Annotated in this window: 23 protein-coding genes; 12 read left to right on the top strand and 11 right to left on the bottom strand. The window is 43.3% G+C overall.

Features of this window, described 5'->3' with window-relative positions:
- Positions 1–13: 13 nt before the first annotated feature.
- The 10 genes from seqA to dnaX all read left to right on the top strand — a co-directional run bounded on the left by seqA (position 14) and on the right by dnaX (position 12,249).
- Positions 14–673 (top strand): replication initiation negative regulator SeqA, encoded by a 660-nt coding sequence (gene seqA / locus ACTG7Q_RS03110; protein ID WP_439240789.1) that lies wholly within the window; start codon positions 14–16, stop codon positions 671–673.
- Positions 654–2,060, top strand: coding sequence for an o-succinylbenzoate--CoA ligase (gene menE, locus ACTG7Q_RS03105; protein ID WP_439240787.1), 1,407 nt, complete (start codon positions 654–656; stop codon positions 2,058–2,060). The genes seqA and menE overlap by 20 nt, the downstream gene beginning before the upstream one ends.
- Before the next feature lie 9 nt (positions 2,061–2,069).
- A complete protein-coding gene (gene mscK, locus ACTG7Q_RS03100) occupies positions 2,070–5,405 on the top strand; it encodes a mechanosensitive channel MscK (protein WP_439241508.1) in 3,336 nt (1,111 codons plus the stop codon).
- Positions 5,406–5,414: 9 nt separating this feature from the next.
- A complete protein-coding gene (gene aroC, locus ACTG7Q_RS03095) occupies positions 5,415–6,497 on the top strand; it encodes a chorismate synthase (RefSeq protein ID WP_439240785.1) in 1,083 nt (360 codons plus the stop codon).
- A 32-nt stretch (positions 6,498–6,529) separates the two neighbouring features.
- The gene (locus ACTG7Q_RS03090; protein ID WP_439240783.1) at positions 6,530–6,832 is read left to right on the top strand and encodes a nucleotidyltransferase family protein; all 303 of its coding nucleotides are present in this window, start codon (positions 6,530–6,532) and stop codon (positions 6,830–6,832) included.
- A gap of 25 nt (positions 6,833–6,857) precedes the next feature.
- Positions 6,858–7,721, top strand: coding sequence for a penicillin-insensitive murein endopeptidase (mepA, locus tag ACTG7Q_RS03085; RefSeq protein WP_439240781.1), 864 nt, complete (start codon positions 6,858–6,860; stop codon positions 7,719–7,721).
- 15 nt (positions 7,722–7,736) lie between these two features.
- Positions 7,737–8,501 carry a TSUP family transporter gene (locus tag ACTG7Q_RS03080; protein ID WP_439240779.1) on the top strand — a complete coding sequence of 255 codons (765 nt, stop codon included), beginning with the start codon at positions 7,737–7,739 and terminating at the stop codon, positions 8,499–8,501.
- Positions 8,501–9,460 (top strand): lauroyl-Kdo(2)-lipid IV(A) myristoyltransferase, encoded by a 960-nt coding sequence (gene lpxM / locus ACTG7Q_RS03075; RefSeq protein ID WP_439240777.1) that lies wholly within the window; start codon positions 8,501–8,503, stop codon positions 9,458–9,460. The genes ACTG7Q_RS03080 and lpxM overlap by 1 nt, the downstream gene beginning before the upstream one ends.
- Before the next feature lie 104 nt (positions 9,461–9,564).
- Positions 9,565–10,107, top strand: a complete 543-nt coding sequence (gene apt, locus ACTG7Q_RS03070) for an adenine phosphoribosyltransferase (RefSeq protein WP_439240775.1) — start codon at positions 9,565–9,567, stop codon at positions 10,105–10,107.
- Between the two features lie 72 nt (positions 10,108–10,179).
- Positions 10,180–12,249 (top strand): DNA polymerase III subunit gamma/tau, encoded by a 2,070-nt coding sequence (gene dnaX / locus ACTG7Q_RS03065; protein WP_439240773.1) that lies wholly within the window; start codon positions 10,180–10,182, stop codon positions 12,247–12,249.
- On the opposite strand, the gene tilS is transcribed toward dnaX, so the two are convergent.
- The 10 genes from tilS to ACTG7Q_RS03015 all read right to left on the bottom strand — a co-directional run bounded on the left by tilS (position 12,246) and on the right by ACTG7Q_RS03015 (position 22,270).
- Entirely contained in the window at positions 12,246–13,529 is a 1,284-nt protein-coding gene (tilS, locus tag ACTG7Q_RS03060; RefSeq protein ID WP_439240771.1) for a tRNA lysidine(34) synthetase TilS, read from the bottom strand. The two genes, dnaX and tilS, sit on opposite strands and share 4 nt — an antisense overlap.
- Positions 13,530–13,588: 59 nt before the next feature.
- Positions 13,589–14,449 (bottom strand): pyridoxal kinase PdxY, encoded by an 861-nt coding sequence (gene pdxY / locus ACTG7Q_RS03055; protein ID WP_439240769.1) that lies wholly within the window; start codon positions 14,447–14,449, stop codon positions 13,589–13,591.
- 108 nt (positions 14,450–14,557) lie between these two features.
- On the bottom strand, positions 14,558–15,511 hold the full coding sequence (gene accA, locus ACTG7Q_RS03050; protein WP_439240767.1) for an acetyl-CoA carboxylase carboxyl transferase subunit alpha: 954 nt from the start codon (positions 15,509–15,511) through the stop codon (positions 14,558–14,560).
- A gap of 184 nt (positions 15,512–15,695) precedes the next feature.
- Entirely contained in the window at positions 15,696–16,643 is a 948-nt protein-coding gene (locus ACTG7Q_RS03045) for a ribose-phosphate pyrophosphokinase (RefSeq protein ID WP_439240765.1), read from the bottom strand.
- A gap of 38 nt (positions 16,644–16,681) precedes the next feature.
- Positions 16,682–17,590, bottom strand: a complete 909-nt coding sequence (ispE, locus tag ACTG7Q_RS03040) for a 4-(cytidine 5'-diphospho)-2-C-methyl-D-erythritol kinase (protein WP_439240762.1) — start codon at positions 17,588–17,590, stop codon at positions 16,682–16,684.
- The gene (gene lolB / locus ACTG7Q_RS03035; RefSeq protein ID WP_439241506.1) at positions 17,590–18,219 is read right to left on the bottom strand and encodes a lipoprotein insertase outer membrane protein LolB; all 630 of its coding nucleotides are present in this window, start codon (positions 18,217–18,219) and stop codon (positions 17,590–17,592) included. The genes ispE and lolB overlap by 1 nt, the downstream gene beginning before the upstream one ends.
- 110 nt (positions 18,220–18,329) lie before the next feature.
- On the bottom strand, positions 18,330–19,577 hold the full coding sequence (locus ACTG7Q_RS03030) for a multifunctional CCA addition/repair protein (RefSeq protein ID WP_439240760.1): 1,248 nt from the start codon (positions 19,575–19,577) through the stop codon (positions 18,330–18,332).
- Positions 19,578–19,633: 56 nt separating this feature from the next.
- Positions 19,634–20,242 carry a TIGR04211 family SH3 domain-containing protein gene (locus ACTG7Q_RS03025; protein WP_439240758.1) on the bottom strand — a complete coding sequence of 203 codons (609 nt, stop codon included), beginning with the start codon at positions 20,240–20,242 and terminating at the stop codon, positions 19,634–19,636.
- A gap of 63 nt (positions 20,243–20,305) precedes the next feature.
- Positions 20,306–21,568: an inorganic phosphate transporter gene (locus ACTG7Q_RS03020; protein WP_439240756.1), complete on the bottom strand. Its 1,263-nt coding sequence runs from the start codon at positions 21,566–21,568 to the stop codon at positions 20,306–20,308.
- A 21-nt stretch (positions 21,569–21,589) separates the two neighbouring features.
- Positions 21,590–22,270, bottom strand: coding sequence for a TIGR00153 family protein (locus ACTG7Q_RS03015; protein ID WP_439240754.1), 681 nt, complete (start codon positions 22,268–22,270; stop codon positions 21,590–21,592).
- 122 nt (positions 22,271–22,392) lie between these two features.
- Here ACTG7Q_RS03015 and ACTG7Q_RS03010 point away from each other — a divergent pair, with 122 nt between their 5' ends.
- Together ACTG7Q_RS03010 and radA are read left to right on the top strand one after the other, a co-directional pair.
- A complete protein-coding gene (locus ACTG7Q_RS03010) occupies positions 22,393–23,442 on the top strand; it encodes a CYTH domain-containing protein (protein ID WP_439240752.1) in 1,050 nt (349 codons plus the stop codon).
- A 1-nt stretch (position 23,443) separates the two neighbouring features.
- Positions 23,444–24,823, top strand: coding sequence for a DNA repair protein RadA (radA, locus tag ACTG7Q_RS03005; protein ID WP_439240750.1), 1,380 nt, complete (start codon positions 23,444–23,446; stop codon positions 24,821–24,823).
- 99 nt (positions 24,824–24,922) lie between these two features.
- Here the strand turns inward: radA and secF are convergent, their stop codons facing one another.
- Positions 24,923–25,882 (bottom strand): protein translocase subunit SecF, encoded by a 960-nt coding sequence (secF, locus tag ACTG7Q_RS03000; RefSeq protein ID WP_439240749.1) that lies wholly within the window; start codon positions 25,880–25,882, stop codon positions 24,923–24,925.
- Positions 25,883–25,893 lie beyond the last annotated feature (11 nt).

The raw sequence follows: 25,893 nt of genomic DNA, 5'->3' as shown, positions 1-25,893 counted from the left end.
GAGAGCAGAATAAATGAAAATAATTGAAGTAGATGAAGAACTCTATCAATATATTGCCAGCCATACGCAGTCTATTGGCGAAAGTGCGTCGGATATTTTACGCCGTTTATTAGCTTTGCCTTGTTTAAGTATTAGCTCGGTGGCGTTGGATTTATCGGAAAAAGCGGAAACCGAACAGACCGGCTTACCGCAATCGTCGTCACCAGAGGAAGATATTCCGTCGACCCCGTCTGAAGTCGAGGTGAGTGTTGGCGAACCAGAGAATACACCAGAACCACCCGTTCAAACAGCGCCAACAGAGGTAAAACAAGGGGATAGTCGTGCGTTAGTCGCCTTATTGGACGCACCTGAATTTAAACAAGAAACCAAAGCGGTGGTGCGTTTTCTAACGATTTTAAGTGGATTGTATCAATCGAATCCAACGGATTTTTCCGCTGCCATTCGGAGCGAAAATGTACAAGGTCGTACCCGAGTCTATTTTGCACAAGATGAACAAACCTTATTGGCGGCGGGCAATCACACCAAACCAAAACAAATTCCCAACAGTCCACATTGGGTAATTACCAATAATAACAGTGGCCGTAAAATGATTATGTTTGAGGGCGTGATGCGTGAAATGGGCTTTGATGAGAAAACCATTGACTACGTGAAAAATGCTTTTGTGGCCGATTAAGCATTCAGGCAAGATTATCGTTATGCAACTATTGCCTTGGCAAATTTATGCTCATCAGCCGCAGAAACAAGCCCAAATCGCCTTGCGAGATCATTCGCAGGGCGTTGCTTTTAGTTGGCTTGAACTGGCGCAGCAGATTTCAGCCAAATTGGCTTGGTTAACGGCATTAGGATTAAGCGCAGGCAGTGGCGTGGCCTTGTCGGGGAAAAATAGCTTTGAATTATTGCTGTGTTATTTGGCGGGATTGCAAGGTAATATGCGGGTTTTAGGCATAAATCCCGCTTTCCCTCGTGAAAAAATACATCAACTTTGTGTGACCCATCAAATTCTATATTGGATTGATTGTACCCATACAGAAAAACCAATGGCCATATCGCCTATGGCAGATCGGGTTGAACGCCATGAGGGATTGACATTAACCTTAACCTCGGGTTCAACAGGGCAACCAAAAGCGATAGTGCATAATGTACAAGCTCATTTAGCCAATGCGGCGGGCGTCTGTGCTTTAATGGCTTTTACGTCAGACAAATCTTGGTTACTGTCGTTACCCTTGTATCATGTGTCCGGTCAAGGCATTGTGTGGCGTTGGTTAGCGCAAGGGGCGGAATTGCATGTGCCGAGTGTGGATTTTTACGCCTCGGTATTACAAGCAAGCCATGTGTCTTTGGTGCCAACACAGGCATTACGCTTGTTTGATTATGTGGCCACAAAGCCGAAAAGTGCGGTGCAAACGCAAGCGATTTTATTAGGGGGCGCAAATATTCCCCTCGAAATAACCCAAAAATTAACCGCACTTGGTCTACAAACCTATGCGGGTTATGGCATGACAGAAATGGCCTCGACGGTTTTTGCCAAACGTTGTGATGGTCAATCGGGCGTGGGGCAACCTTTGTTGGGGCGTGAATTTCAGATCGTCAAAGATGAAATTTGGCTTAAAGGCGCAGGATTGGCTTTAGGCTATTGGCAACAAGGCCATCTTCAGCCGGTGACTAATTCACAAGGTTGGTTAGCCACCAAAGACAAAGCCATTTGGGACGGTGAACAGTTGCATATTTTAGGACGCTTGGATAATCAATTTATTTCGGGCGGTGAAAATATTCAGCCAGAAGAAATTGAGCAAATTATTCAACAACATCCCAGTGTAGAACAGGTTTTTGTCCTCCCTGTGGCAGATCAAGAATTTGGTCAACGTCCTGTGGCAATGGTGACATTTCAACAGGATTTTTGTCAAACTGCGGTGCAAAATCTGCAAGATTGGTTACAAGATAAAATTGAACGATTTAAACAGCCAGTGCGTTATTTTCCGTTAACGGTGAAATCGCAAGGTAATATTAAAATTTCACGGGCTAGCCTTAAACAGGCATTGGCCGACTTAATCAGAGCGTAATTTATGAGTATGTTTTACAAGGCGTTGAGCCACCTTTTTTTCGCCATATTATTCACCCTGAGCTTGCCTGCGTCGGCGAATTTACCCACGGCGAAAGAGATTCAAACCCAATTAGCCAGTTTGCAAAAAGACAATCAAGCGGAAGATAACCAAGCGGACATTAAGAATTTAGAAGAAACCTTGGCATTACTGACGCAATTGGATAAGCAGAAACAGGATAATGAGAATTTAACCAAGCAAATTCAAGATTCCGCAGAGGCGTTACAACATAGCCAGCAAAATATTCGTCATCTGAAATCAAAAGCGCGGAGTGCGGAACAGATCCAAAAATCCTTGGCGAATTTATCTGTGGATCAGATGAAAACCCATGTAGATGAAATTAATCAAAATTTGCAACAAATTCAAGCGGATTTAACCACGCTGAATGCAAATTTGTCGAGTCAAAAAAGTGTGCCAGAACGGACACAAGCAACCTTGACGGAAAATTCCGCACGTATTCAAGCCATTAATGACGCCCTTGCATCAGCCAGTACCTCAAGCACCAGACGAGCAAGATTGGCGGTAGAATTAGATTATTTACTGGCCAGTAACAATTACAAACAAATTCAGCTCAGTGGCAATGAATCCTTAACCAGTTTGTACACCAGTCAGTTAGAAGAAAAAACCTTAATGCAACAGCAATTACAAGCCGAATTGGTGGAATTGCAAACGGCAATTAATACAAAAAATCTGCAAGAGAGCCAAAATCAATTAGAACAAGCGACGGCACAAAAAAATAGTAATACCACCGATAATCCTGTGATTGTCCGTGAACTCGAATTTAATGCTCGAGTCAGTGAGGAATTATTGGCGCAGACCACGCAGCTTAATGCTTTGTCGCAAGATCACTTACGTATAAAAAGCATTTTAGATAATTTACAACAAACCCAACGGAATATTGATGAACAAATTAGTTCGTTGCAAGGCACCTTGATTCTTTCTCGTGTGATTAATAAACAACGTCAATCGTTGCCTAAAGATGAGATGATTTCTGGCTTATCCAAAAAGATTGCCGATTTACGGGTGAGAATTTTTGATATTAGCGAATTTCGTGATCGCATGAATAACGTTGACAGCTATATTGATAACTTGGCGAAAGAAGAAAAAATTACCTTTACCGATAAAGAACGGGTACGTCTGAAAACCATTATTGAAGAACGTAGTAAGGTGATTTCGGACGTATTGAAACAGTTAAATAACCAATTAAATTTATCTATCAATATTGAATTAAATCAGCAACAAGTGCAAACCATCAGTGATACATTGCAAGATAAACTCAAACAACAAAGTTTCTGGGTGAAAAGTAATGCGTCGATTGATCTGGATTTTTTCAAGAATTTACCCACTTATCTTAAATTCCAATCTCGTGATATTGCTAAACGTTTTGACTTTTCCAACTGGCGGGATAATGTGTGGTCAGCGAGTTTTTTAGTGGCGATATTATTGTTGTGTACGTTAGCGATTTTGCGTCAAAAAAACAAGATTAAGCAGAAAATTACCGAAATTAATAATAAATTAAAAACCTTAGGTAGCGATAATCAATGGAACACGCCAAGTGCGGTGTTTTGGACCTTAATTTTGTGTTTGCCAAGCACTTTTGTATTTTTAATCCTGTTTATTTTGGTGACCTATTTCTGTTTGCAAGATCCCACTGAGGCTTGGACGTGGGGCTTAAAAATGGCGGGGTATTGGTTGTATTTTGCCTTTATGTTGGCATTATTACGCCCAAATGGCATTGCGCATACCCATTTTAAAATGCCAAAACAAAGTTCTGAAAATTTCCGACGTATTCTAAAACGTTCCATGTGGGTGGTGGCATTATTATTAAATACCTCCATTTTCACGAATTTAGAGGGCGGTGTTGCCTACGATATCCTCGGTGAAATCATGACCATTTCCGTGTTGATTATCCTGTTGTTGTTGATCGGCCCTGAGATGCGTTTGGCGATCAGTTCTTACCAACATACCTTAACGCACCAACAAAGCATGAAAATCTATTTGCTGCGGTTTTTGCGGTTTTTCTCCTTGCTTGCGCCAATCTCTCTAATTATTTTGATTGGGTTGGGGTATTATTACACCTCATTAGTGTTGATTGAGCATTTAATTTCCTCTTACATGGCGCTCACCACTTGGTTGATTGTGCGTAGTCTGATTTATCGTGGCTTAGAAGTGTCTGCACGTCGCTTGGCTGCTCGGCGTTTAAAAGAAAAACGTGAGCAAGCCATGGCAAAACAACTGGCAGACAATAATAGTGGTGACAAGAGTAAAGAAGAATTTATTATTGATGTACCGCAGCAAGATGATGTGTTAGCCGTGAGCCAAGTAAAAGATCAGGTGTTACGTTTAATCGATTTTACCCTCTGGGTGGCTTTATTGGGCTTAATGTATTTTGTGTGGTCAGATTTGGTGACAGTGGCTTACTATCTCAACGGCGTCACATTATGGCAACAAAGTGTTGCTACGGAGACAGGAACCGTAATGGAATCCGTCACATTATTGAATTTATTGGTGGCCTTTGTGGTGCTATTTGTCACCTATGTGATTATCCGAAATCTAAGTGGTTTATTAGAAGTCGTGGTTTTCTCGAATATTAAATTATCTCAGGGAACACCTTATACCATTACCACCTTGCTCACCTATATAATAATTGCCTTGGGGGCGGCGTTAGCTTTTGGCATGTTAGGCATGTCGTGGTCTAAATTACAATGGTTATTTGCTGCATTATCCGTCGGGCTTGGGTTTGGTATGCAAGAAATCTTTGCTAATTTCGTGTCGGGTATTATTATCTTATTTGAACGTCCTGTTCGGATTGGTGATGTGATTACCATTGGTGAATTTAGCGGCACGGTGTCTAAAATTCGTATTCGTGCGACGACCTTAGTGGATTTTGATGGCAAAGAAGTTATTGTGCCAAATAAAGCCTTTGTGACTGAGCGTTTAGTGAACTGGGCGTTGAGTAATAGTATGACGAGAGTCGTGATCAGCGTTGGGGTAGCTTACGGTTCAGATTTAGAACTGGTTAAAACATTATTATTACAAGCCGCCACAGAATGTGAGAAAGTGTTAAAAGATCCTGCACCACGCGCATTCTTCTTAACTTTTGGTGCGAGCACTTTGGATCATGAATTACGGGTTTATGTGGACCAAATTGGTGATCGCAATCCGACCATTGATTTCTTAAATCGTCGGATCAATCAATTATTTAATGAACGTAATATTGAGATTGCCTTTAATCAACTTGATATTTTTATTAAAAATCAACAAACAGATGAAGAAGTCAAACTTCATACAGAAAAATTAGCATAAGGTTTTTTTATGGCAGGAAATTCAATCGGACAATTATTTAAAGTCACCACCTTTGGCGAATCCCATGGCATTGCTTTAGGTTGTATTGTTGACGGCGTGCCGCCGAATATGGCGTTAACCGAAGCTGATATTCAACCCGACTTGGATCGTCGCAAACCGGGTACATCTCGTTATACCACGCCACGTCGTGAAGATGATGAAGTGCAGATTTTATCGGGCGTCTTTGAGGGCAAAACCACAGGCACGAGCATTGGTTTAATCATTAAGAATGCCGATCAACGTTCGCAGGATTATGGTGAGATTAAACATCAATTCCGCCCTGGTCATGCCGATTTTACCTATCAACAAAAATACGGCATTCGGGATTATCGTGGCGGTGGCCGTTCTTCTGCGCGTGAAACTGCTATGCGAGTGGCCGCTGGTGCCATTGCTAAAAAATATTTGCGGGAGCAGTTTGGCATTGAAGTCAGAGGTTATTTATCTCAAATTGGGGATGTACAAATTGATCCGCAAACGGTGGTGGATATTAGCCAAATTGATTGGCAACAGGTGAATTCCAATCCATTTTTTAGCCCCGACCCAAGTGCGGTGGAAAAATTTGATGAATTGATCCGCCGTTTAAAAAAAGAGGGCAATTCTATCGGGGCTAAATTAACCGTAGTAGCGGAACATGTGCCTGTTGGCCTTGGCGAACCGGTTTTTGATCGTTTAGATGCGGATCTCGCCCATGCCTTAATGAGCATTAATGCGGTAAAAGCGGTGGAAATCGGTGATGGTTTTGCCGTCGTGAATCAAAAAGGCACCGAACACCGTGATGAAATGACACCCGAGGGCTTTTTATCCAACCATGCGGGGGGTATTTTAGGCGGAATTAGCAATGGCCAACCGATTATTGCCACCATTGCGTTAAAACCAACCTCAAGTATTACGATTTCAGGTCGTACGGTGGATATTCATAATCAAGCGGTTGACTTGATCACCAAAGGGCGTCATGATCCTTGTGTGGGTATTCGAGCGGTACCGATTGCGGAAGCCATGATGGCCATTGTGTTGTTGGATCATTTATTGCGGTTTAAGGCACAGTGTCGATAAAACGATATCAATAAAAAAGTGAAGGTATATTAATGATTGACTTAAGCGAAGAAAATCTCAATATTGTCAAAGCTATTTTGGCGAAATTCGTACCTGATTTGCCTGTGTGGGTATTTGGTTCCCGCATCAAAGGCACGGCAAAAAAATATTCCGATTTGGATTTAGCCGTGATTACCCAACAGCCGATGTCCATTCGTCAGCAAGCAGATATTGAGGAGGCCTTTAGTGAATCCGATTTACCGATTTTTGTGGATGTGATCGACTGGGCCAGTTGCAGTGAGAATTTTAAACAGATTATTTTACAACAGTATGAAATCCTACAAACGGGGATTTAATTTTTATTTATCGGGAATTTTTATAATGAAATTGAAAAAAACAGCATTCATTTTAACCGCACTTTTAGGCATATCTACCACCGTTTTGGCCTCGCCAGCGGAATGGCAACGAGTGAAACGCCCGATTCCCAGTGAAAATGGGCAAGCTCAACCGATTGGTTCTTATGCCAACGGCTGTATTATCGGTGCGAAAGCCTTACCCGCAAGAGGGGAGGGGTATCAGGTGATTCGTATCAATAAAAACCGTTATTATGGTCACCCTGATATGATTAGTTACTTACAACGCTTAGGTCAACGAGTAAAAAAAGCGGGTTTGCCGACCATGTTAGTGGGCGATATTGCCATGCCCGGTGGCGGGCGTTTCTTAACGGGTCACGCTAGCCATCAAATGGGCTTGGATGCGGATATTTGGTTGCGCATGGGTGCTATGTCGGATCAAGAGGCCTTAAATTCGGATGGTAAAGGCTTGTTAGTGGTAAATCGTGCCGCTCAAGTGGTAGATGAGCGTGTTTGGAATCAGAACCACTTTAATTTAATTAAATTAGCGGCACAGGATAATCAAGTGACCCGTATTTTTGTGAATCCTGCCATTAAAGTGAAACTTTGCCAAACGGAAAAAGCCGATCGCAGTTGGTTACATAAAATTCGTCCTTGGTATGGTCATGATAGCCATTTTCACGTACGTTTAGCTTGTCCGCAAGGCGCAGCCTATTGTGAAAATCAAGCACCCGTGCCGGCAGGAGATGGTTGTGGGGGAGAATTGTATTCTTGGTTTGAACCGAAAAAACCTTCTGCTAGCACAAGTAGCACAGTGAAAGCGAAACCCGCAGAGCCATTTTTATGTCAGCAGGTGTTAAATTCACCTAAACGCAGTGAATGGTTGGAATAAGCAGAGGAAAGTGCGGTGGAAATTAGCATAGAAATCATCAGTTTACTATTTACCGTGGCTTTAGTGGCGGGCTTTATTGACGCCATTGCGGGTGGTGGTGGCTTGATCACCATTCCCGCTTTGTTAATGGCGGGCATTCCACCGGTATTGGCCTTAGGCACCAATAAATTACAAGCCTGTGGCGGTTCTTTTTCGGCCAGTTTGTATTTTATTCGCCGTAAAGCGGTGAATTTACGCCAGATTTGGTTGTTGATTCTGATGACATTTATTGGCGCAGTGATTGGCACGGTGTTAATTCAGCACATTGACAGTTCGTTTATTAAAAAGGTGATCCCCTTTTTAGTGTTAGCTATGGGGCTGTATTTTTTATTCACGCCCACATTAGGCGAAGAAGATCGCCATCAACGTTTTTCTTTTGCGGGCTTTGCGTTCACGGCTGGCTTGGGCATTGGTTTTTATGATGGTTTTTTTGGCCCTGGCACCGGATCCTTATTGAGTTTAGCTTTCGTGACTTTACTGGGGTTTAATTTACCGAAAGCCACGGCGCATGCGAAAGTGTTGAACTGCACGTCAAATATTGCCTCGCTGATTTTCTTTTTGATTGGTGGACACATTTTGTGGACCGTGGGCTTGGCGATGATGTGTGGTCAATTTATTGGGGCCAATTTAGGTGCGAGAATGGTACTCACCAAAGGCAAAAAATTAATTCGCCCAATGGTGGTGATCATGTCTTTTATGATGACCGCTAAAATGGCCTATGATCAAGGTTGGTTTAATTAATGCAACATCCAGAAAATAAGATACGTGAAACGGCCAGAGTGGGTTATGAGCCACATTTTTCATGGCAATATTTAAAACCGCAATATTGGGGCATTTGGCTTGGTATTGTCTTGTTAATTATATTGGCCTTTATTCCCTATCGTTGGCGGGATAAACTCGCTAGCAAAATTGGCTTAATTGCGGGGCAAAAAGCCAAAAAACAACGCCATCGTGCCAGATTAAATTTAGCCCTTTGTTTCCCCGATTGGAGCGAACAACAACGTGAAAAAGTGATTGATGGGATGTTTATCACACTAGGGCAAGTGATGCTAGGGATTGGTGAAATTGCGGTACGTTCTAAAAAACATTTGCAACAACGCAGTGAATTTTTAGGCATTGAACATATTCAACAAGCTAAAGCCAACGGCCATAATATTATTTTATTGGTGCCGCATAGCTGGTCCATTGATGCCTCGGGGATTATTTTACACACCCACGGAATGCCGATGACGTCAATGTTTAATCCACACCGTAATTTGTTGATTGATTGGCTTTGGACGAGAACAAGAGTACGCTTTGGTGGCAAAATGCACACCCGTCAAAATGGCATTAAACCTTTTTTATCTATGGTGAAAAAAGGGGATATGGGCTATTACTTACCGGATGAAGATTTTGGTGCAGAGGCCAGTGAGTTTGTCGATTTTTTCGCCACCTATAAGGCCACCTTACCGGGTTTAAATAAAATGGCGAAATTAGCCAAGGCGGTGGTGATTCCAATGTTCCCTCGCTATAACGCACAGGCAGGTAAATACCAAATGGAAATTTTAGCGCCGATGACATTAACCGATGATCCTGTACAATCGGCTCGAGCCATGAATGAAATCATTGAATATTTTGTGGGGCAAACGCCCGAGCAATATGCGTGGATTTTGCAATTATTCCGTACCCGTAAAAACGGCGAAGATATTTATTCAAATTAACAAATATTTTTACTATAACGCTTGCAATTTAAGGCAAATTTCTTTACATTCACAGCGTTAATTTTATAAAAGGTCAACATTCTGACCGCACTTTGGGCGACAAAATGAACGAACAATTACAGCTTATTAAATCTTCGATTAAATCCATTCCTAATTATCCGAAAGAGGGAATTATTTTCCGTGACATCACCAGTTTAACTGAAGTGCCAGAGGCCTTTAGCGCAACCGTTAATCTCATGGCGGCACAATTTAAAGATGTGGGTATTACCAAAATTATTGGTACCGAGTCACGTGGTTTTATTTTTGGTGCACCGGTCGCCATTGCGTTAGGTTTACCTTTTATTTTAGTGCGTAAACCAGGGAAATTACCTCGTGCCGTGATTTCACAAAATTACCAATTAGAATATGGTGAAGATACCTTAGAAATCCATTCGGATTCGATTCAAGCGGGTGATAAGGTGTTAATTATTGATGATTTATTAGCCACAGGTGGCACGCTCGAGGCTTGCGTGAAATTGGTTCAGCGTTTAGGCGGCGAAGTTAAACATGCGGCTTTTGTGATCAGTTTACCAGAATTAGGCGGCGAAGAACGTTTACGTAAATTGGGCGTTGAACCTTTTACTCTGGTGGATTTTGCAGGACATTAATGGTTACCCTCACCCTAGCCCTCTCTTAGAGGGAGTGGGGATAGCGAAAGTAAAATAAAAAAAGGATAATACGTGAGTTATCAAGTTCTCGCCCGTAAATGGCGACCAAAAACCTTTCGTGAAGTTGTCGGCCAAACGCATATTTTGACCGCACTTTCTAATGGCTTGAAAGAAAATCGCCTACACCATGCTTATCTTTTTTCGGGTACTCGAGGTGTCGGCAAGACCTCTATTGCCCGCTTATTTGCCAAAGGCTTAAATTGTATTCATGGCGTGACGGCCGAACCTTGCGGTGAATGTGAACATTGTAAAGCCATTGAACAAGGCAATTTTATTGATCTGATTGAGATTGACGCCGCCTCACGTACCAAAGTCGAAGACACCCGAGAATTATTGGATAACGTTCAGTATAAACCGGTGCAAGGCCGTTACAAGGTGTATTTGATTGATGAAGTGCATATGCTGTCACGTCATTCTTTCAATGCCTTACTCAAAACCTTGGAAGAACCGCCTGAATATGTCAAATTCCTGTTGGCCACCACCGATCCGCAAAAATTGCCGATCACGATTTTATCCCGTTGCATGCAGTTTCATTTAAAAGCATTAGATCAGCAACAAATTAGCCAACATTTAGCCCATATTTTAGACGCAGAAAAAATTCCCTATGAATTGACCGCACTTGATCGCCTTGCAAAATCAGCTCAGGGCAGTATTCGTGATAGTTTGAGCCTGACCGATCAGGCTATTGCCATGTCGAATGGCGATATTCGCACCGACATTGTCAACAAAATGTTGGGCTTATTGGATGATAACCAACCGATTGAGATTTTGTATGCCTTGCAACAAGGTAATGGCGAGAAATTGATGGCGGTCGTGCAGTCGGTGGCTGAAAAGGGTGTGGATTGGGATCAGCTTTTGCTTGAAGTGGGCGAGAAATTACATCAAATTGCCATGCAGCAGTTGCTGTCCGTCAATGTTCAAGAAAACAGCCCTATCACATTTCTTGCCCAACATATGTCGCCTGAAGATGTGCAGTTATTTTATCAAATGATTGTCATGGGCAGAAAAGAGCTAGCCTTTGCGCCCAATCGTCGCATTGGCGCAGAAATGACCTTACTGCGTGCTTTGGCGTTTCACCCCAAATTCAGCCAAGCCACTGCGGTACAAACCGTGCCGACATCAAATGCGACGGAAAATTTGGTGGATATGCCTGTGGTCTCACAAAATATTAAAGCCAATTATCCTGCACAACATGCTGTTCAACATTCACCGAAAGAACCGTCGCAGAAACCCATTCATGCCGAGGGCAATCAGGCATTAAGTGCAGTGGATCAGTTGCAAAAATTACGTGCGACCTTGAACCAACAAACAGATAACGAAAAAAAAAAGTCGTCGCTAAGTAAAGCGAGTAATGCTCGTCCTGATTCGGTTCAACCCCTTGAATTACCGGTGATTTCATCTCGTCCAAGCAAAAAAACACAACCTGATCTGATGGATCGATTAGCAAAACTTGCTGACGTAGCGCCGTCTGAAACTGTGAAACCTGAGCTCAGTAGCGAGTTGGATATGGCCAGCGAAAATCCTACTGAGCATGATGACAATGCCACTGAACTGAATGCGGAGGATTATCGTTGGGAATGGATGAATCCCGAATTGGCGAATCAAGTGGAGTCCATGCGCCCTTCTGATATTAAAAAGCTGATTTTAGAACAGAAAAGCCCTGAATTAAGACAGAAAATGGTGAAAATTGGGATTGAGCGGGATCCATGGTTTCACATTATTGAACAATTAGGCTTAGATGATATAAAAATGGCCAAGCAATTAGCCATTAATTCCGTCTTGTTGGCGCAAAATGAACAGGAAGTTCACCTTGGACTACGTTCAAATCAATCCCATTTACAACGTGAGAATTCCATTGCGGCGCTGACCCAACGCTTATCCGACTTCTTTCATCACCCCTTACAATTACGGATTACCCTCCATGATGATCCCGCCACGTTGACGCCATTGGAGCATTATCAACAGATTCATCAAGAACTCATCGCGCAAACAACACAGAATTTACTGGCAGATAACGGTATTCAATTGTTACAAAAACACTTTGAGGCAAAACTGGACATGGATACCATTCGTCCCGTTTAATCGGCACGAAATAGCCCCACGGCGCCTTGTAATTTATCTCCATAAAAAATCAACGGAATCCGTTGGCGTTGCCACACAGGAACGTTGAATTGTTGCCAAATCTTTTTGATGTCACGGCGCATTTTCTGACCGACTAATTGTACCGAGCCAGAATAGGCAAATTTTACCCAAATCGGTTGCGCTGTGAAAGGCAGATCCAGATGATGTAATTGGTTTGCCTGTTGCCAAACTGCGGTGAAAAAGTTGGGATTTTTTTCTAACCACAGTGCGCCAAGATTATCGGGTAATTTCAACCGCAGTTCGGGAGAAAGTGGCTGTTGAAAATGGCTGACATCTGCCAAGTGATCCGTGAGGTAAAGCCGTTGTTGATAACGGCGAATAACCTTGTTACCTAGCACATAATGTGGCATGGCATCAGCTCGGGCCGCAATCACCTCTTTTTTAATATGTGCCAGTTGAACCACTGACGGCATGGGGTGGTGTAATGCGGCAAGCCACATTCTTAACAAGGCATTTTGTTTGAGAGCAGGATATTCCGACCATTGCACGATTGACAATGTCCCTTGATGGGGATCGAAATGGCGTTGAAAATCCTCGGCTAATAATTGATGAATAAGCTGTTGTTGTTCTGCGCAATGTTGTGCTGAACGGGCGACCATTTGATCGAAATGTGGCCAACGTTGCCGCAGTGTCGGCAACACCTGATGACGTAAAAAATTACGATCATAATGCAGATCCGCATTGCTATCGTCCTCCACCCAAGTTAATTTTTCCGCCTGCACATAATGTTCTAGCTGTTGACGTGAAGAGGTCAGCAACGGTCGAAAAATCGGCATGCCATTTAGCGCCGCATAGGGTTGCATGGCGCCCAATCCTTGCACGCCACTCCCTCGTTTTAGGGCAAGAAAAAAAGTTTCGGCTTGATCTTGTAAATGATGGGCGGTAACCACGATTTCATTGGGCAATCGACTGTCTGCAATGGCTTGATAGCGTGCCTCTCTTGCGCCTTGTTCAAGGCCATTGGCTTGATCCACTTGTACTTTTCGCACCAGTAAGGGAATGGCGAATCGCTGGCAAAGTTGCTCACAATGGCTGACCCAGTGATCGGCATGAGGATGTAATCCATGATGAATATGCACCGCACGTAATTGCAAGTGCGGTTGTTTTTCTCGGGCTTTTGCCATGAGAGAGAGTAGCGCCGTGGAATCCAATCCACCACTCAAGGCGATCAGATAGTGAGTATGTTGCAGTTGAGATTGAAATTCGGTAAACAAGCTCATGTTTTAATCATTTCTCTCGTTCCCTCTCCCTATGGGAGAGGGTTAGGGTGAGGGGAGGGTTAAGCAATTTTTTCTGCTTGATAGCTTGAAACAGGCTGCATAATTACATGACGTGCCTCAATGAGTTGCAATTCATAGGAATTGACATCATGGGTGATTTTCATCACATCATGCACCGCATTGCCCATGCGCTCAAAGGCCGCCAATTCATCATGGCCATTGAGTAAATTCGCTAAGAATAAGCTCGCCGTTAAATCGCCCACGCCAACGGGGTGCTTGGCGAACGGATAGAGCGGACGAATGAGGCTCCACACACCATGTTGTGTCCCCATTAACATTTCAAATTGGTTTGTATCTCGTCCTGCCTCGCCTAAATGTTTGACAATGACGATTTTCGGGCCTTTGCTTAAGAGGTGTTTGACTGCGGTGATGGCTTGTTCAATATTGTTGACAGGCAAACCGCTTAATTCACGTAATTCAAGCAAATTTGGGGTAATAATATCTGCTTGTGGAATGGCAATGTTGATTAAGCCCTCTTTCACACCGCCTGCCACCACGCAGCCTTTTTCAGGGTTGCCCATGACGGGATCGCATAAATACAAGGCGTTTGGATTGATGGCTTTGACTTTATGATAAGCCTTAATAATTTCATCGACCTGTTCTGCAGAGCCAATATAACCCGAATACACCGCATCACATTTGGCCAGTTCACCAATGTCATCAATACCTTGGACAATTTCACCAATTTGTTCTTTCGGAATTACCATGCCCGTCCATTTACCATACTGCGTATGATTGGAAAATTGCACCGTATTTAATGCCCACACATCAATCCCGTTTAATTGCATTGGAAAGGTGGCAGATTTATTGCCCGCATACCCAAACACCACATGAGATTGAATGGAAAGTACATTTTTCATTGAATTTATTCCCTTAATTATGTTGAATTTATCATAGAAAAGTGCGGTATTTTTCACCGCACTTTTTAATTTTTTCCTGTCTTCAGTTCTCTGTCTTCAGTCTTCTGATCAGCAATAACCGTATGACATCAAGCGTTGATAACGGCGATCCAATAAGTCTTGTTTATCTAGCACGTCTAAATCAGCCAAATCATCTAAAAGACGTGTTTTGAGATTTTTGGCCATTTCCACATGATTACGATGTGCGCCACCTAGCGGTTCGTTGACGATATTATCAATTAAATCTAATTGTTTTAAACGTTTCGCCGTCAAGCCCATGGCCTCTGCTGCGGTGGAGGCTTTGTCGGCACTTTTCCATAAAATCGAGGCACAGCCCTCAGGGGAAATCACTGAATAAGTGCTGTATTGCAACATATTGACTTTGTCACCCACGCCAATGGCTAAGGCGCCACCTGAACCGCCCTCACCAATCACGGTACAAATCACCGGCACGGTGAGCAAGGCCATTTCACGCAGATTACGAGCAATGGCCTCAGCTTGACCACGTTCTTCAGCGCCAACACCCGGATAAGCCCCTGGGGTGTCAATAAAGGTAATAATCGGTAAATTAAACCGTTCAGCCATTTGCATTAAACGCAAGGCTTTACGATAGCCCTCTGGGGCTGGCATACCGAAATTACGTAAGACTTTTTCTTTGGTGGAACGGCCTTTTTGATGACCAATCACCATCACAGGACGGCCATCTAAACGGGCTAATCCGCCCACAATGGCTTTATCGTTGGCAAAGGCACGATCACCGGCTAATTCTTCAAAATCGGTGAAAATATGTTCAATGTAATCCAAGGTATAAGGACGATTTGGGTGACGTGACATGCGTGAAATTTGCCAAGCATCTAAATCGGCAAAGGTTTTCTTGGTGAGTTCTTTGCTTTTTTTCTGTAAGCGTTTGATTTCATCATCCAGATTAATGCTGCTGTCATCACTGGATACAGAACGCAGTGATTCAATTTTTGCTTCAAGTTCGGCAATCGGTAATTCAAAATCTAAATATTCTTGGCTCATTTTTTTTCCTAACTATTGAAATTAGCACAAAACATACCGCACTTTAGCAATATTCTGATGGGTATGCAAATTTGCGTTCTATTGTATGCTTTTTTGCGGTAAATTGCAGTAATTTTTCAGTGGTAAGAGGGGATAAGATAAACAAAAAGCTACCCGAAAGTAGCTTTTTGCTAACAAGATTGGATTAGTTAAACATCGCTGAAATGGATTCTTCGTTACTAATACGACGAATCGCCTCAGACAACATACCAGACAGGGTTAACACACGAACTTTGCCCAAGGCTTGAATCGCAGGGCTAAGTGGAATGGTGTCAGTGACCACAATTTCATCGACAATACTGTTGGCAAAGTTATTGACCGCATTACCCGAGAAAATCGCATGGGTCGCATAAGCAAATACACGTTTTGCTCCCCGTTCTTTTAAGGCCTCAGCCGCTTTACATAAGGTACCGCCCGTGTCGATCATGTCATCCACTAAAATACAATCACGACCCGCCACATCCCCGATAATGTGCATGACTTGGGAAACGTTGGCTTTTGGACGACGTTTATCAATGATCGCCATATCCGCATCATTTAATAATTTCGCCACCGCTCTGGCACGTACCACGCCACCAATATCAGGCGACACGACCATTGGTCTTTCTAAGTCGGTTTTTTTCAAAATATCATGAATTAACACGGGCGAACCAAACACGTTATCCACAGGCACATCAAAGAAACCTTGAATTTGTTCGGCATGCAAATCACAGGTTAACACACGGTCAACCCCCACGCTAGACAAGAAATCTGCGACCACTTTGGCCGTAATCGGCACACGAGCAGAACGCACACGACGATCTTGACGGGCATAGCCAAAATAAGGAATCACGGCAGTGATACGGCCAGCAGAGGCACGGCGTAGGGCGTCCACCATTACGATTAATTCCATTAGATTATCATTGGTTGGCGCACAAGTGGATTGGATAATAAACACATCGCTACCACGGACGTTTTCATTGATTTGCACTTGAATTTCGCCATCGCTAAAACGTCCAACGGTGGCATCACCTAAAGACGTATAAAGACGTTCGGAAATGCGTTGTGCAAGTTCTGGTGTTGCATTACCAGCAAAGAGTTTAATATCAGGCATTTTAATTTGACCTCAGGGTTATGATAATGAAAGAAAATTTAATTCTGTCGTTCAAGTTGATCAAGTAATAGCGCTAAAGGCGACCTATTACAACCTTTTGCTACAAAACCAGTAAATTGGGCTGGTTTGAGCTGATAAATTGCTTGGGCGGCCTGTTCGCTGTCAAATTCAGCAAACACACATGCCCCCGTTCCAGTTAATCTTGCTGGTGCATATTGTAGCAACCAAGCGATAAGTTCATCAATAATCGGATAGTGATTTCGCACAATTTTTTCACAATCATTATGATATGGATCATGTAATAGTTGGGAAATGGCCTTTTTCGGTGTATTGCGAGTGAGATCGGGATCGCCAAAAACCTTGGCGGTGGAAATGGCTAAGTCAGGTTTTAACACCAAATACCATTTTTCGGCAGGTTCACAATAGGTCATTTTTTCCCCGACACCCTCCGCCACGGCTGATTTTCCCGCAATAAAAATCGGCACGTCCGCCCCCAATTTCACCCCAATATCCATTAATTGTTGTTGCGTCAGCCCCGTTTGCCATAAATAATTTAACGCCACTAAGGTGGTAGCCGCATTAGATGAACCGCCGCCAACACCGCCGCCCATTGGCAGAATTTTATCTAAATGAATATCTGCCCCAAACCTTGTTTGGGTAGCTTGTTGTAAGGCAACTGCCGCACGGTAAATTAAATTATCTTCGGTTTTTAAGTCGGCAAACGCAGGCGTTAAGTAAATTTGCCCATCTTCTCGCACGGAAATTTCTAACTCGTCGCCGTAATCTAAAAATTGAAACAGGGTTTGTAATTCATGGTAGCCGTCGGCCCGTTTATGATTAATATATAAAAACAGATTGAGTTTGGCTGGGCTAGGGAAACGGATAGGGTTTCCCTGTGGTATCGTTGATAAGTCGGAAAGTGCGGTTGAAAAAGGGGAATTTTTCATTATAAAGCCCAATGATCTACTCGAATTTTTAAGGTTTGCGTGGCATTTTTCAGCAAAATATCTTTCGGTAATGCTGGCGTGCGATCCTGATGATACACTAAATAATCCGCTGTCCAGATAATGCCATCCACAGGATAGCTAAAGCTCGATAAATAGTGATTTTCGCCCACTTGATATTCGGATTTTTCATCTGGCTGACCTTTTAACCACGTGGCCAACTGTGCTAATGGCACGTCCATTCCCACAATCTCTTTGACTAAAGATTTCGCATCTTGTTCAGAACGTTGATTGCCTTTATTGTCGGAAATCGTCATACCCGCATTGTGCATTTGCAAGGTTAAACTGCTGGCACTGATAGTCGAGTAAAGTTTTAAGGTGTAGTTTTTGGGATTCACATATTGCCATTCAAAACGGCTAGAAAAACGTTCTTTTGCGCTGATATAACCTAATTGACCTTGGGCTTGGTAGCGTTGAATTTGTTTGAGTTGGCTTAAATGTTGTTGCCAGATTTGATCGGTTTTGCTGATGGTTTTGATGTCTGTGGGGCGTTGTTCGTTAATGTCTAGGCTTGAACAGCCTGTGAAAAAAACGGCAGACAAGATAATGAGCGATAAATGGTTGAGTTTCATATTAAAATGTACGCTGAAAAAATCAAGGGCTATTTTACCTTGTTCTAAGATTGAAGTCAAAATTCATTTTTTGTTTAGTGATTGGGGTTTTATGTCAGAAAATGTGATCTTTAGCCATTTTTTGCTTTCTCTATTTCCTGCTTGACCGCCATGATTCTGCGTCGGGTTAATTCCTCTCGAATGCCTTGCTTTTCAAAACCGTCTTGAATCACTTGCTGCACATCCACTTGCAAGGCGGTTTGATAAAGTTGCCAGACATAGTCTTTTTGTGGGTAGTCACGCTGTTCAAATCCTGTGCGACCACGGCTGTCGGCTATGCACACGGTGAGAAACGCCACAAAACGTTGCGGTTTGCGCCACGCATCAAATTGATTAAACAATTTAACGAATGTGTTCGCTCGCAACTCAAAGGCCTTATGAATATGGGTATGGTATTCGCAAGTTAATTCGGCTAATTCTTGATAAGCTCGAGGCACTTTTAGGCGTTTACAAAGTTGGCGAGTGGGCGAAATGCCTAGCCTTTCATGGCCATGATGATGTGGCCAGTTGTCGGGGGGCGTGCGTGCTTTGCCGAAATCATGACAAAGTGCGGCAAAACGTACCGCCGTTTTATTTTGTTCGGTTTGCTCGGTGAGTAGGGTAGCTTGTTGCAACACCAACATGGTATGAATAAAACTGTCTATTTCAGGATGATGTTGTGGTGGATTCGGCACGCCATCAAGGGCAGCCAGTTCGGGAAATAACAGGGGCAACGCCCCAACTTGTCGCAAGGTATCAAAATAGATCTCAGGATTTTTTTCATTCAAGGCTTTTTCGGTTTCTAACCAAATGCGTTCAGCGGTTAAATGGGCAAGCTCGCCTTGGACAGTAAGTTGTTGCATTAATTGCAAGGTTTCAGGGGCAATGGTAAAACCCAACGCATGAAAACGAGCGGCAAAGCGAGCGACACGTAAAACACGCAAGGGATCTTCAGCAAAGGCCGGCGAAATATGGCGTAAAATGCGTTGCTTGATATCTTGAATGCCACCAAAAGGATCGTGCAACTGGCCTTGTTCGTCTTGCGCAATGGCATTGATGGTTAAATCACGGCGGATTAAATCTTGTTCAAGGGTAATTTCCGGTGAAAAATCGCAGATAAAGCCGGTATAACCCGAACCTGATTTGCGTTCGGTGCGAGCAAGTGCGTATTCTTCTTTGCTTTTAGGGTGCAGGAAAACAGGAAAATCATGACCGACTTGTTGATAGCCTTGTTGAATTAACTGTTCGGGCGTCGCCCCGACAACCAACCAATCTCGATCTTTAACGGGTAAATTGAGCAGTTGATCCCGAACCGCCCCCCCAACTAAATAAACTTGCATATTTCCATTCCTCTAAACATCCCCTCTCCCTCTGGGAGAGGGCTAGGGTGAGGGTTTTACCACCCATCACGACGGCGACGTTTAGGTAAAATAATGGGAATAATTAACCCCAGTAATAATCCCACGCCCAATACCGAGCCACCATAAATAAACCACTGAATTGCAATTTCACGTTTACCCGCATCCAATAAGGCTTCTAAATCACGGTTTTTATTTTTGGTGATTTCTAATTCACGTTTAAGTTGGGAATTTTCCTCTAATAATTGGCTGCTGCGTTGGTCGCTGTCGCTTGCTCGGCGTTGCATTTCTACCGTACGCTGTTGCCAGTCTTTATCCAGATTATTTAGCTTTAAGGTTAAATCCTGTACTTTTGCTTTTAACTGCGGATTTTCATTTTTCGCACTTGGTGTGGTGCTTAATTCACTGCTTAGGATCCAGCCCTCACGGTTTTTACTGTCACGGATCAAAGTATAGCGTTCTTTGCGATCCAAAATATTTACCGCTTCACCGGCTTGAATTGAACCGGAAATTTTAAAATTATCGCCAGCGCCTTTGCGTAAAAATGTGTGCAAATTTTCGGTGACATATTGGGTTTCTGCCTGCGCAACTTGAATGGTGGCCACGCATAAAAGCGAGGCAAAAAGTCCTTTTAATCGTTTTTGCATGTCATCAATCTCCTGAATAAATACTGGAAAAGTGCGGTGATTTTAACCGCACTTTTTCTCCTTTTAGCGGAAAATAAGATCCAAAATAAAATAAATAATAATGGCGAAAAAAGCACCTGCTGGGAGGGTCACAATCCAAGAGGCGATAATATTACGAATCACATTTAAATTTAATGCCGCAATACCTCGAGCTAATCCGATACCCAGTACCGCCCCCACTAAGGTTTGGGTGGTGGAAATCGGTAAACCTGTGCCTGACGCCACGACCACGGTGGCTGCGGTGGCAAACTGCGCCGCAAAACCACGGCTTGGGGTTAAATCCGTAATCCCTGTGCCAATGGTTGCCATGACTTTGTAACCCATGACCACTAAACCTGCTGCAATGCCCGCTGCACCTAGCGGTAACACCCACCACGCCATCGGGGCGCTAGCCATAATATTGCCACCGTTTTCTACAATAGTCACGACGGCCGCCAATGGGCCAATGGCGTTGGCTACATCATTTGAACCATGGGCAAAAGCCATGGCGCAGGCGGTCATTAACATCAGAATACTAAATACCCGTTCAACTCCGCCAAACACACCACTGCGGGCTTTTTTGATAAAGCGTTTACTGCGGAAATAGAAATAACTGATGACCACCGAGACAAAACTAATGCCTAATGAAATCAGGATGGTTTCTCGGGTGGTTAAGTCTAATCCAATATGTTTTAGCCCTTTGGCTACGGTCACAATCACCAAAATAAATACCGTTAATCCCATAAAATACGGGCCGAATTTTTGCGCATTATGTAACGGCTTTTCGGTGTCAAAAATCAGTTTTTGGATAACAAAGAAAATCCCATAGGCTAATACGCCAGCAATCACGGGGGTGATAAACCAACTGCCCACAATGCCACCGATTGCACTCCATTTAACGGAATGCGTACCTGCTGTAATGCAAGCAAAACCAATCACAGCCCCGATAATCGAGTGAGTGGTGGACACTGGCCAACCCCAACGAGAGGCAATGAGCAACCAAGAACCCGAGGCAAATAGGGCAGACATCATGCCTAACACCAAGGTATCTGGTGCATTGATAAAATTCGTTGGATAGATAATGCCACTTTTAATGGTTTCCGTCACTTCACCGCCGGCTAAATAAGCCCCAGCACATTCAAAGATTAATGCAATAATAATCGCTTGTTTCGCATTAATGGTGCCAGATCCCACGGAAGTCCCCATGGCATTTGAGACGTCGTTTGCCCCCACCCCAAAAGCCATAAAAAAGGCAAAAGCGGCGGTAATGATAATCAGGATGGTACCGTAATGTTGTAATACGTCCATAGTCAATCTCCTATGTGATTATTACGAGCGTGCTAACATCAGTTCAATACGAGAACCGACACGTTGCGCTTGATCGGCCAATACGCCAACCCATTCAAAAATTTTGTATAAGAACATCACATCAATGGGATTATAGTTGGATTCAATTTGACGTAACATGCGGCGCAACTTGATTTGCATTTGATCAGTATCATCTTCAATAATATCAAGTTCATTGATCATATCGTTGACAAATTTGAGCTCACGTCCTTTAAAACCCGTTTCTAATAATTGATCCATTTCTCTGATCACATTGTGTGCTTGCACCGTGGCGTCTAAACTACGACAAAGAAAATCCATAAAATCTTGTTGTAGGCTTTCAGGAATCCCGAATTGACGCCCCACCATACGGCCGGCAATATCTTTGGCATAATTGGCTAGTTTATCTTGTTGGGTGACGAGTTCTAATAAATCGGTACGGTCGATAGGTAAAAATAAACCACGTGGCAATTTTAAACGGATTTCACGTTTTAGCGTATCCGCTTGGCGTTCCGTTTCGGAAATTTGTAAGCGAATTTGCTCAGATTGTTCCCATTCGTTGTTAAACGTGGCCTCAAAAAAAGGAATCAATAAACTACAAGCCTCGGTCACTTTATCCGAATGCTGTTGTAACGGTTTTAACGGGGAATGCGCAAATAAACCGAGAATATTGTTAATTGCCATAGAAAACTCCAAATAGATAACATAAAATTGGGTGCATATTACCTTATATGGGCGAAAAATTCACGCTATAAATGAAAAAAGCTCTATAATACCCCTGATTTTTACTTATTAAGGACGTTAGCATGTCGAATGAAATCGAATTGAAATTAGCCGTCACCGCTGAGATAGCCGAGCAGTTTTCACAGTTGTTGAGTGATTTTCGCTTATTGCAACAAGCGAAGATCTTTTTAGCCAATACCTATTATGATACCGCCGATCATTATTTTGCACGGCATAAAATGGGGCTAAGAGTGCGGTCGGAAAATCAGCAGTTTACCCAAACCCTCAAAACCAATGGAAAAGTGACAGGGGGGCTACATGTTCGTCCAGAGTATAATTTTCCACTAGATTCTGCTGAACCGAATGTCACCTTGTTGCAAGATATAGCAAACTTATCCTTGCCCGAGCCACTTGAACTTCGCCCGATTTTTAGCACGGATTTCACTCGTCAGTGGTGGTTAATCGAATGTGGTCAACATACCGAAATTGAAGTGGCGTTGGATCGCGGTGAAATCAAGGCCAATGGACAAGTTGAGCCGATTTGTGAAATTGAATTTGAATTAAAAAATGGCGCATTAGCGGATTTATTCACTTTTGTGGCCAATTTAAGTTTTGTGAACGGTGTCCGATTAAGTTCGCTCAGTAAAGCCAAACGTGGTTATCAACTGGCGCAAGGGAAATGCCCGCCACCGAGAGATTGGATTGACGCATGGCGTGATTTTTTACACACCGAGCAAACGGCGGAAAATCCTGCGCAAATTTTGACCGCACTGTTAGGTTATGAACAACAATTAATAGAAGAAACCTTGCAATTAGGCTCGGCTTTTTTTGCGCAAACCTTTATTCAGACCGTAGAACGTATCGGTGCCTTTTTTAATTTGTACCATTATTATACGGATCACGGCTATTTGCTCCAACAGGTGTTAGCACAGCAAGAAATGGCTTATGTGGACGAAAGCATTGTGTTAGAGGTGATCGACGCACATCAGTATTTATTTGCACAAATTCGTCAGATTATTCAGCTGCATAGTGAAAGCAAAGATAATGCGTTAGCAATGAAAAAATTAAATGAATTACTCTTTCAAGGGCAATACCTGAAACGTATGCTCGCCTTAATTAGCATGGTGAATTAGTATGGCAAAAGCACCCAAAACCGCTTATGTATGTAATGATTGTGGGGCAGAATTTGCCCGTTGGCAAGGGCAATGTTCGGCCTGTAAATCTTGGAATAGCATCAGTGAAGTCCGTTTAGTTTCGGCAAAATCCACCTCAAAAGGGGATCGTTTTAGTGGCTATGCCGGTGAAACCCAAGCGAAAATTCAAACTTTGGCGGAAATCAGTTTACAAGAAACGCCAAGATTTTCCAGTGGCTTTCATGAACTGGATCGTGTGCTAGGCGGCGGTATTGTCCCTGGCTCGGCGATTTTAATCGGTGGTCATCCGGGGGCGGGAAAATCCACCTTATTATTGCAAGTGATGTGTGGTTTAGCGCAAAATATGACCGCACTTTATGTGACTGGTGAAGAAAGTTTGCAACAGGTCGCCATGCGGGGGAATCGTTTAGGCTTGCCAGCGGATCAGTTAAAAATGTTGTCGGAAACTTCGGTGGAGCAAATTTGTAGCTTGGCTGATCAGCTTAAACCACAAATTATCGTGGTGGATTCCATTCAAGTTATGCACTTGGCGGATATTCAATCTAGCCCCGGTTCGGTGGCTCAAGTGCGTGAATGTGCCTCCTTTTTAACTCGTTATGCGAAAACTCGTCAAGTCGCCATTATTATGGTGGGACATGTGACCAAAGACGGCACCTTGGCGGGGCCGAAAGTGTTGGAACATTGTATTGACTGCTCGATTTTATTAGAGGGTGAGTCAGACAATCGTTATCGCACCTTGCGTAGCCATAAAAACCGTTTTGGGGCGGTGAATGAGTTAGGCGTTTTTGCCATGACGGAACAGGGCTTAAAAGAAGTGAAAAATCCCTCGGCGATTTTTTTAAGCCGTGGTGATGAATTAACTTCGGGTAGCTCGGTGATGGTGTTATGGGAGGGAACTCGCCCGTTGTTGGTGGAAATTCAGGCCCTAGTGGATCATTCTATGTTAGCCAATCCCCGCCGTGTGGCCGTGGGCTTAGAGCAAAACCGTCTTGCCCTATTGCTGGCCGTATTACACCGCCATGGTGGCTTGCAAATGTCCGATCAGGATGTGTTTGTCAATGTGGTAGGCGGTGTCAAAGTGACGGAAACCAGTGCAGATTTAGCCTTATTGTTAGCCTTGATTTCCAGTTTCCGAAACCGTCCATTGCCACAGGATTTAGTGGTGTTTGGTGAAGTGGGACTGGCGGGCGAAATTCGCCCTGTGCCAAGTGGTCAAGAGCGTATTAGTGAGGCAGCGAAACATGGCTTTAAACGGGCGATTGTCCCCTTTGCTAATAAGCCGAAAAGTGCGGTGAAAAATATGCAAGTTTTCACGGTGAAGAAATTGGCGGACGCCTTGGCGGTGTTGGAGAATTTATGATATGTAGGGACGTATTGCATACGCCCTTTCTCAACGTTAGGGCGTTTTCATACGCCTTTGCTCAATATCAGGGCGTATGCAATACGCCCTTACATTTTATTAAAACCCTTCCTCAAATTCTTCTCTTGTCGCCACTTTAATTTGCATATGTTCACGATCTAAACCGAGATCATAAGCAACAGCAATCGCCACGAAAATAGAAGAATAAGTCCCAAATCCGATACCGATTAATAAGGCTAAAGAGAAACTATAAATACTTGCGCCACCAAAGAATAATAAGGCGAATACCACAAACAACGTGGTTAATGACGTCATAATTGTTCTTGATAGCGTTTGGGTCAAGGAAATATCAATCACTTCTTGACTACTCATGCGACGAATTTTGCGGAAGTTCTCCCGTACACGGTCGAACACCACGATACTGTCGTTCAAGGAATACCCCACCACGGTGAGAATCGCTGCCACGAACGTTAGATCAATTTCAATTTGTAAGAATGAAAACACCCCAAGGGTAACAATCACGTCATGAGCAAGGGCAAGAATACCACCTAGCCCTAAACGCCATTCAAATCGCATTCCCACATAACCTAATAATAGGATTAATGTGGCTAAGGTGGCATAAATTGCACCTTGGGTTAATTCTTCACCGACATTTGGGCCAACAAACTCGACAGATTTCACTTCAATGTTGTGATCAAGCGTCGTCATCATTTCTTTGATTTGTGTCCCAATTTGGGCATCACTGGCGGTTGCGGGTAAACGAATAATCACATCACTGGTAGACCCTGTTGTTTGCACCAATGCACTGGCAATACCATTATTGCTTAAGGTAGCACGCACTTGATCCAAATTAGCGGGCTGTGAAAAGTGGGTATCAATTACCACACCGCCAGTAAAATCTAAGCCCCAGTTAAGGCCTTTGGTAAACAGACAGAAAATGCAGAATCCAGTTAGCAATAAGGAGAACAGATAACCGAACTTGCGGAAATTCATAAAACGGATAAGGCTAAATGGTAAGCCTATTCCTTGATATTCGTGCTTTTGTTTAGATAAACTCACAATATTTTCTC

Source organism: Lonepinella sp. BR2474, assembly GCF_051851555.1.
Classification (GTDB): domain Bacteria; phylum Pseudomonadota; class Gammaproteobacteria; order Enterobacterales; family Pasteurellaceae; genus Lonepinella.
Note: the sequence above shows the minus strand (reverse complement) of the source record. Positions and strands in the feature narration are given on the sequence as shown.